6 protein-coding genes and 3 pseudogenes are annotated in these 8993 nt (G+C 71.9%); 4 read left to right on the forward strand and 5 right to left on the reverse strand.

Translation table 11 applies throughout. The annotated features are described in order from the left end of the window. Positions 1-19: 19 nt before the first annotated feature. The 4 genes and pseudogenes from G5C51_RS36715 to G5C51_RS36730 all read left to right on the forward strand — a co-directional run. Positions 20-229 (forward strand): annotated as a pseudogene (locus tag G5C51_RS36715) (TOBE domain-containing protein); the annotation flags it as partial. 94 nt (positions 230-323) lie between these two features. Next, the gene (locus tag G5C51_RS36720) at positions 324-1856 is read left to right on the forward strand and encodes an alpha/beta fold hydrolase (protein WP_165244337.1); all 1533 of its coding nucleotides are present in this window, start codon (positions 324-326) and stop codon (positions 1854-1856) included. Positions 1857-1895: 39 nt separating this feature from the next. After that, entirely contained in the window at positions 1896-3548 is a 1653-nt protein-coding gene (locus tag G5C51_RS36725) for an alpha/beta hydrolase (protein WP_165244339.1), read from the forward strand. 12 nt (positions 3549-3560) lie between these two features. Beyond that, positions 3561-4688 (forward strand): hypothetical protein, encoded by a 1128-nt coding sequence (locus G5C51_RS36730; RefSeq protein ID WP_165244341.1) that lies wholly within the window; start codon positions 3561-3563, stop codon positions 4686-4688. A 37-nt stretch (positions 4689-4725) separates the two neighbouring features. Here G5C51_RS36730 and moeZ read toward each other — a convergent pair whose 3' ends face one another. The 5 genes and pseudogenes from moeZ to G5C51_RS36750 all read right to left on the reverse strand — a co-directional run. Then, positions 4726-5904, reverse strand: coding sequence for an adenylyltransferase/sulfurtransferase MoeZ (gene moeZ, locus G5C51_RS36735; protein WP_165244343.1), 1179 nt, complete (start codon positions 5902-5904; stop codon positions 4726-4728). Between the two features lie 63 nt (positions 5905-5967). Next, on the reverse strand, positions 5968-6729 hold the full coding sequence (locus G5C51_RS36740) for a spherulation-specific family 4 protein (protein WP_420824898.1): 762 nt from the start codon (positions 6727-6729) through the stop codon (positions 5968-5970). Next, a pseudogene (locus G5C51_RS44355) lies at positions 6717-6857 on the reverse strand (reductase); the annotation flags it as partial. The gene G5C51_RS36740 and the pseudogene G5C51_RS44355, both read right to left, overlap by 13 nt. A gap of 90 nt (positions 6858-6947) precedes the next feature. Further along, a pseudogene (locus G5C51_RS36745) lies at positions 6948-7700 on the reverse strand (NAD-dependent epimerase/dehydratase family protein); the annotation flags it as partial. After that, positions 7697-8993, reverse strand: a 1297-nt coding sequence (locus G5C51_RS36750) for a hypothetical protein (protein ID WP_206314708.1), incomplete at its 5' end; no start/stop codon positions are given. The gene G5C51_RS36750 and the pseudogene G5C51_RS36745, both read right to left, overlap by 4 nt.

The raw sequence follows: 8993 nt of genomic DNA on the forward strand, positions 1-8993 counted from the left end.
TGTATAAGAGACAGGGCACCGCCCCACCGACGCCAGCCCGCGCAACGTCTGGCCCGGCACCGTCCGCGAACTCACCGCCCAGGGCAGCCGCCTCCGCGTGCTGATCTCCGGCACCCCGGACGTCGTAGCGGAAGTAACCCCCGCGGCCGCGGCCGAACTCGGCCTCGCCGAAGGCACCGAGATCTGGGTGAGCGTGAAGGCGACCGAGGTCACCGTGATCCCTCTCTGACGCCCCGTCACTCGTACGCCCTCCCCAGCGCGCGCCCCACCCGACCCCGCCGGAGCATGGCAAGAACGCCACCGCACCGACTCGGGGAGCCACCGTGCAACGGACCGTCCGCGCCCGCCTGCTCATCGCCACCGCCGTCCTCTCCGCCGTGGCGGGCGGCTGTGCCAACTCCTCCGGTGACAAGGACCAGGACACCGGCGCGGACATCAAGCCCGCCAAGCTGAGCTGGAAGTCCTGCAAGCCCAAGGGCGAAGCCGCCCAGCAGCCAGGCGCCGCCGGGATCAAGTGGGAGTGCGCCAAGCTCCCCGTCCCCGTCGACTACGACAAGCCGGACGGCGACAAGATCGACCTGGCCCTGATCCGTACCAAAGCCACCGGCAAGAAGGAGCCCATCGGCTCCCTCATCTACAACTTCGGCGGCCCCGGCGGCTCCGGCGTCAGCACGCTCCCCGCCGCCGCGCCGCAGTACGAGGGCCTCCGCACCCGCTACGACCTCCTCAGCTTCGACCCCCGCGGCGTGGGCGACAGCGAAGGCGTCCGCTGCCTCGGCGACAAGCAGCTCGACTCCTATTTCGCCGCCGACAACACCCCGGACGACGAGGCCGAGCAGAAGGCGTACTTCGACAACATCAAGAAGTTCAACAGCGGCTGCGAGAAGAACGCCGGAAAGATCCTCCCGCACATCGGCACCGAGAACGCCGCCCGCGACATCGACCTGATCCGCAAGGCCGTCGGCGACGACAAGACGTACTACTTCGGCACCTCCTACGGCACCGAGCTCGGCGGCGTGTACGCGCACCAGTTCCCCAAGAAGGTCGGCCGCGCCGTGCTCGACTCCCCCATCGACCCCACCCAGGACGGCCTCGGCCGCTCGCTCGGGCAGACCAAGGGCTTCCAGCTGGCGCTGAAGAACTTCACCGAGGACTGTGCGGACCAGGGCGAGGAGTGCCCGCTGGGCGAGGACCCGAAGGAGGGGGAGGGCAAGATCGCGGACCTGCTGCAGCAGCTCGACAAGAAGCCGATGCCGGCCGCCGGCGAGCGCAAGCTCACCGAGTCCCTGGCCACCGGCGGCATCGCCCAGGCGCTGTACTCGAAGGACTTCTGGCCGATCCTGCGCGAGGGTCTCGACGAGGCGATGGTCGACGGCAACGGCAGGACCCTCCTCGCCCTCGGCGACCTGCTCAACGGGCGCGAGCAGAACGGCCGCTACAGCACCATGCAGTCGTCTTTCGTCGCCATCGGCTGCGCCGACTCCAGCGAGCGGCCGGACACGGACGAGATCAAGGACAAGCTGCCGGAGTTCGAGAAGGCGTCGCCGCTCTTCGGGAAGTTCATGGCCTGGTCGATGGGGTCGTGCACGGACTGGCCGGTGAAGGGCGCGCGGACCAAGCCCGACGTGAGCGCGAAGGACTCGGCGCCGATCCTGGTGGTCGGCACGACCAACGACCCGGCGACCCCGTTCGCGGGCACGAAGCACATGGTCGACGCGCTCGGCGTCGGCCACCAGATCACGAACAAGGGCGAGGGCCACGGCGCGTACACACCGACGAACCCGTGCGTGACCAAGGCGGTCGACGCGTATCTGCTCCAGGGGCGGACACCCGAGGACGGCAAGACCTGCGGTTAGCATCGTGCGTACCTGAATCGAGCTATGGGGGGAACGGCCATGCGAAAGACGGCGACGACGGCGGCCGGCGCGGCGAAAGCCACACGGACCGCCACCGTCGGCATAGCGGGCGCCCTCACTGCCGCGCTGCTGCTGCTCACCGGCTGCAGCGGCGGCGACTCCGGGAAGGACGACGGCGGCGGCGGAGGCGACGAGACCGCCTCGGGTCCCGCCCCGGCCTCCGGCGAGCTCGATCTCCCCGGCTCGATCACGGGTCAGCGCGCCGACTGGAACCGCTGCTCCGCGCCCACCGTGAACCAGGGCCGCGCCCCCGGCGCCGAGGGCCCGCCGAAGGCGCTGGCCGGGACCGACTGGGAGTGCACCAAGGTCAAGGTCCCCCTCGACTACGACAACCCCGGCGGCAAGACCATCGACATCGCGCTGATCCGCGCGAAGGCGAAGGAGCAGGGCAAGCAGCGCATCGGCTCGCTGCTGTTCAACTTCGGCGGCCCCGGCGGCTCCGGCGTCACCACCATGCCGCAGGCCGCCGACCCCGACTACAAGAAGCTGAACACCCGCTACGACCTGGTCAGCTTCGACCCCCGCGGCGTCGGCGAGAGCGCCACGGTCAAGTGCCGCGGCGACGACGAGATGGACGCCTCCCGGGCCGTCGACGGCACCCCGGACGACCGCACCGAGTTCGCGAAGGCCGAGGCCGACCAGAAGGCCTTCACGGAAGGCTGCGACCAGCGCTCCGGCGACCGGCTGCGCCACATGACCACGACCAACACCGCCCGCGACATGGACGTCATCCGGCAGCTGCTCGGCGACGAGAAGCTGCACTACTTCGGCATCTCCTACGGCACCCAGCTCGGCGGCGTGTACGCGCACCTGTTCCCCAAGCGGGTCGGCCGCGCGGTCCTCGACGCCGTCGTCGACCCCACCAAGAGCGAGGTCGAGGGCAGCCTCGCCCAGGCCAAGGGCTTCCAGCTGGCGCTCGGCAACTACATGAAGGACTGCGCGAAGCAGGCCAAGTGCCCGACCGGCAAGGGCGGCGCCGAGGGCACCAAGCGCATCACCGACCTCCTCGCCCAGCTCGACAAGCAGCCGATGAAGACCCAGCTCGGCCGCGAGCTCACCCAGGGCGACGCCCTGACCGGCATCGCCTCCCTGCTGTACAGCAAGGAGACCTGGAAGTACCTCACCCAGTCCCTGCAGAAGGCCGAGCAGGGCGACGGCTCGTATCTGCTGCTCTTCGCGGACGTCTATACGGGCCGCGACCAGCAGGGCAACTACAACAACGAGAACGAGGCGCACGCCGCGATCGCCTGCGCGGACACCACGGAGCGCTACGCCGAGGCCGACGTCAGGAAGCAGCTGCCGCGCTTCAAGAAGGCCTCCCCCATCTTCGGCGAGATGCTCGCCTGGGGTCTCCTCGGCTGCTCCGGCTGGCCCGCCAAGGGCGAGGCGAAGACCCCCGAGGTAAGCGCCCCGGATGCCGCGAAGATGCTGGTCATCGGAAATACGGGCGACCCGGCCACCCCGTACGAGGGCGCCGCCAACATGGCCGACCAGATCGGCGACTCGGCGGTCCAGCTCACCTACGAGGGCGAGGGCCACGGCGCGTACGGGCAGGGCGACTGCGTGACGACGACGGTCGACGACTACCTGCTGGACGGCAAGGTCCCGGAGGACGGGAAGCGCTGCTCGTAACGGGGCCGGACGGTGAGCGCCGAGGAGGAGTTGACGTCCGAGCGCGGCCGCGCGCCGCGGTGGTGGCGCGGGCGGGTGCAGCAGTTCGTCGCGGTCGCGGTGGCCGGCGCGCTCGTCGGTGCCGCGGCGATGGCGTGGCAGCAGCAAGCGGGGCCGTTCGCCGACGAGGGTGAAGGGCGGCTGTGCTGGGGCGCGTTGGGCCCCGCGGATCTGGCTCCGCTGCTGCGTGAGCCGGAAGGCATCGAGTCCGCGGATGTGCCCGTGCTCTCGGACGACACCGGATACGACGGACCCACCGGCAGCTGCCATCTCACCGGCCGCGACGGCATGGACGGCGGCGGCTGGGCGATGACGGTGCGGGTGCACCGGCTCGACAACCGCTTCGGCAGCGGCGGCCGCTGGGCGGACGAGTTCCTGGCCGGCCGCCTCACCCCGCTCGGCGGCGACCTCTCCGGCATGGCCTCCGACGGCCGCGCCTGGCTGGCGCTCCCGGAGGGCTGCCCGGGCCCGGCGGTGGGGGACAAGACCCAGGGGCCGACCGTGGTGGATATCGCCGATTCCCTGACGCCCGACGAGGACCAGCCCGACCGGCGCCGGCGGGACGCGCTCGCCCGCATGCTCGTGAAGGTCACCAACAAGGTCACCGCGGACCTCGGCTGCTCCGGCCGCATCGCCGACCCGGTGCCGCACCTGGCCGCGAATCCGCGCTACGACTCGCACGAGCGGCCCGACGCCCTGTGCGGCATCAAGGGCCTCGCCCTGCCCGGCAATCGCAAGCCGGAGTCGTACCCGATCCGCACCTCCGGCACCTGGCCGGTCCGCACCTGCGACCGCGACCCGCTGCTCGGCAGCCCGTCGATGCGGCTGATGACGGTCGAGGACCCGCGGCTGGTGGAGATGTTCTACGGGCCCGAGTACGTCGGCGCGCCGGTGGAGTCCGGCAGCCGCGCGGGCTACGGCGGCATCGGACCCAACCAGGCCTGGTTCCGGGCCAAGTGCGAGTCCGGCCGCGTGCTGTTCCTGGTCCGCTCGAACGGGTCGGGCCACCGGGCCGGGGACGTCCGCGCGCTCTTCCCCAAATACGCCGAAGCGGAGGCGGACCGCCTAGGGTGCGGTCCCCTCCGCCTCAAGCTGCCGTGAGCAGGCCGGTCAGTAGACCGGCGTCAGTAGACCGGCGTCAGTACACCGGCTTCTCCGGCTCGATCTGGTTGACCCAGCCGATGACGCCGCCGCCGACGTGCACCGCGTCCGCGAAGCCCGCGGACTTGAGCACCGCCAGCACCTCGGCAGACCGCACACCGGTCTTGCAGTTCAGGACGATCTTCTTGTCCTGCGGCAGGTCCTGGAGGGCCTGGCCCATCAGGAAGTCGTTCTTCGGGATCAGCCGGGAGCCCGGGATCGAGACGATCTCGTACTCGTTCGGCTCGCGGACGTCGATGAGGTCGATGTTCTCGCCCTCGTCGATCCACTCCTTGAGCTGCTTCGGCGTGATCGTGGAGCCGAGCGCGGCCTCCTGCGCCTCGTCCGACACGACACCGCAGAAGGCCTCGTAGTCGATCAGCTCGGTGACCGTCGGGTTCTCGCCGCAGACCGCGCACTCCGGGTCCTTTCGGACCTTGACCTGGCGGTACTGCATCTCCAGGGCGTCGTAGATCATCAGGCGGCCGACCAGCGGGTCGCCGATGCCGGCGAGCAGCTTGATGGCCTCGTTGACCTGGATCGAGCCGATCGAGGCGCAGAGCACGCCGAGCACGCCGCCCTCGGCGCACGACGGCACCATGCCGGGCGGCGGGGGCTCCGGGTACAGGCAGCGGTAGCAGGGACCGTGCTCGGACCAGAAGACCGACGCCTGGCCGTCGAAGCGGTAGATCGAGCCCCAGACGTACGGCTTGTTCAGCAGCACGCAGGCGTCGTTGACCAGGTAACGGGTGGCGAAGTTGTCCGTGCCGTCGACGATCAGGTCGTACTCGGCGAAGATCTCCATCACATTCGAGGAGTCGAGCCGCTCCTCGTGCAGGTTCACCGTGACGTACGGGTTGATGCCGAGGACGGTGTCCTTCGCGGACTCGGCCTTCGAGCGGCCGATGTCGGCCTGGCTGTGGATGATCTGGCGCTGCAGGTTCGACTCGTCGACCTCGTCGAACTCGACGATGCCGAGCGTGCCGACACCCGCGGCCGCCAGGTACATCAGGGCCGGCGAGCCGAGCCCGCCGGCGCCGACACACAGCACCTTGGCGTTCTTCAGCCGCTTCTGCCCGTCCATCCCGACGTCGGGAATGATCAGGTGGCGCGAATACCTGCGGACCTCGTCGACGGTGAGCTCCGCAGCGGGCTCGACCAGGGGTGGCAGCGACACAGGGACGACTCCGTAGCTACAGGAAGCATGGTTGTTCTGCCTGTAACACTGCCACGCCCCTTCTCATTCCGAGACACCCTGTCCGATACGCGAGACGATTTCGTCCCAGTACCCGGGCAGCGCCTCCCAGCTGCGGCGGTCGGTGAAGAAGACGGAGGCCGCGCCCTGCCAGCGGGCGATCCGCATCGCCTCGGTGAGGTGCATGCGCGGAATGCCGTGCACCAGATGGCAGAACTTCTCCGCCGGATAGTCGGCGGTCCACTCCGCCACCTGCGACCAGCGGTACTCGGTCCACGGACCGGCGAAGGTGACCAACTGGTCGGCGGCCTCCGCGTATCCGGGATACGGGTGGGTGCCATGGCCCAGCACTATGTGGGCGTCGTCCGAGAGCGCGCCGAGCGTCGTCGTCGTACGCCGGACCTCCTGCAGCAGCGAGCGCTCCGTCGGGCAGCGGTCGAGATAGAAGCCGTCCGCTTTGTACCACTCCAGGAAGCGGTGCGCGTCCGTGATCAACTCACCGAAGGGCCGCCGCGCCCAGCGCAGGTCGAGCTGCCCGAGCACCTTCACCCCGGCCGCGCGCAGCCGCCCCGCCGCCTCCAGGCAGTGCGGGTCGGGGCGGGCGCCCGGACCATTCGCGACATTCAGCACCGCCCAGTGCACCGCGCTGCCGGCGCGGGTGAGCTCGCCCCACTCCATGGGCGCGACGAGGGGGTGCGCATAACCCGGGACACCGAGGCCGAGGCGGATGTCGCCGGGCCCTGGCCGCTGGGATGCGTGCAGAGGTGCGAGTGCCTTGCCGCTTTCGACTCTATTCAGATACGGCACGCCGCCTCCATCCAGATATCCGCAAGAGATTCCTCGATTCCGATACGGGGCCGCCAGCCGAGGCGGTCCCGGGCTGTTCTGACATCCGCCTGCTGCCACGATCCGCAGCCGTCCGGATAGGGGTACGCGGCGGCGGCCGACATGGATGCCGCCGAGTCGTTGCCGAGCGCGGCACCGACCGGGGACGACGGCTGCGGGATGGACCCGCGGCCGAGACCGCCGTCGAGTTCGTGCAGCTGGCCGCCGTAACCGGCGACCCGCGCGAGGGTGGCCGCCGCGTCGCGCAGCCGGACGGCACGTCCGCTGCCGATGTTCACCGCGCCCTGGGCCGCGGACAGCGAGGCCGCGTGCACGGCCCTGGCCACGTCCCGGACGTCGACGAAGTCCCGCTGCGCGCCGAGCCCGCTGAGCTTCAGCTCGCCGTCGCCGGCCTGCATCGCCCGCCGCAGCGCCTCGGCCAGCCGCCCCAGCGGGGAGCCCGCGGGCGTACCGGGCCCGATCGGCGAGAAGACCCGCAGCACGATCGCGTCCAGACCCGAGGTGAGGACGAGTTCGGTCGCGGAGAGCTTGCTCACCCCGTACGGGCCGCCGGGGCGCGGCAGCGCGTCCTCGGCGGTGGAGGAGCCGGGCTGCGAGGGCCCGTACTCCGCGGCGCAGCCGAGCTGGACCAGGCGGGCGCTGAGGGAGCTGCGCCGCATCGCCTCGCAGATGGTGGCGACCGCGACCGTGTTGTGCCGGATCAGGTCGCGGGCGCTGCCGCGGGTGGCGCCCGCCGCGTTGATCACCACGCCGGGGTGGACGGCGTCCAGGAAGCGGGTGAGCGCCCCTGGACTGCCGGAGGCGAGGTCGAAGCGCACGTCCGCGTCGTCGCCGCGGCCCAGCGTGGTGAGCTGGACGGCGGGGTCGGCGAGCAGCCGGTCCGCTACGTAGCGGCCGAGGAATCCGTTGGCGCCGAGCAGGAGGACCCTCATCGGTCACCCCCGGCGGCCGGGGACGCGGCGTGTGGCTGCGCCGCGGGCGAAGCGGATGGTGCGGGCGGTGCCGGGGGGCTCTTGAGAGGACACAGCATGTCGTTTTGCTCCTTGCGGTGGGCCGAGGCCCTGGTCAGTGCCGTAACAGCGCTCGCCAGCAGCGCCAGCGCGGCCCCGCCGCAGGTCACGGCGGTCACCGCGGTGACGCCGTACGCGGCGGTGAGGAGCTCGACCGGGCGGCCGAGCAGGCCCAGCCCGGGGAGCCGGGCGGAGACGGTGAGCAGCACCGCCGCGACCTGCGCGGTCGCTGCCGCATGGAGGGCGGCGGCGGCGCGGCGGGGTTCGCCGTGCACGGCAAGCAGGCGGGCGAGGAAGAGCAGCGCGCCGAGCGCGACGGCCGCGGTGGTCGCGGCGGTCGGGGACGGCACGGCGTCGGGGTGGGGCGCGTGGCCCGCGGTGGTGAGGAAACGGGCCAGGGTGCTGTCGCACGCGTGCTGGGCGGCGACTTCGAGGGCGAGGAGCGCGGCGAGGGCGAGGCAGAGCACGCCGACGAGGAGCGGGCGGACCCGCGCCCCGTACTCCTCGAGATCCCGGGCACCGTCGAGCGCGCGGCGGGCACGATCGGCGAAGAACCGCGCGCACCAGGCGGCGACGGGGATGCTCGCCGCGAGCGCCAGTGCCGCCGCCGCGGTGGCGGGCGGGACGGCCGGCGCGCGGTCGGCGCCGGTGGCGCCGGCCATGGCCTCGCTCAGGAGCCAGTCGCCGTAGAGGAGATAGCCGATCAGCCACAGGACGGGGCCTGCGGCTCCGGCGGTGGGCCGGCCGGGCGGTGGCGTGAGCGGCCCGGTGCGTACGACGAGGTGCAGCACGGCCGCGGTGAGCAGCGCACCGGCGGCGGCCGCGGCGGCCTGGGCGGCCGGACCGGGGAGGCGGGCGGCCGCGGCGGTCGTCGCGAGGGCGACGGCGAAGGGGAGGGCGTGGGTGAGGGTGCGGGTGCCGCTGCCGCGGAGGTCGTCCGTCGTGCGGCTTCGGGTGTGGTCGGTTCCGCCGTTACGGGCTCCGCTGCCGCGGGTGCGGGCGTACATCTCCTCGGCGAGCGAGAAGACATCACGGTGCCGGAGCCGGGCGGCGTCGCGCTCGGTGACACCTCGGGCCTCGAGCCCGGCGGCGATGTCGAGCGGGTCGACGGCGCGCGCACAGAGATCGCGATGCCGGTACATGAGCGTACGCACGGGATCGGCGGGCCCGCGCCGGGTCGCCTTGCGACGGGCGGGGGCCTTCGGCGCGGGGGGC

Origin of the sequence: Streptomyces coryli (assembly GCF_011044975.1) — a bacterium.
GTDB lineage: Bacteria > Actinomycetota > Actinomycetes > Streptomycetales > Streptomycetaceae > Streptomyces > Streptomyces coryli.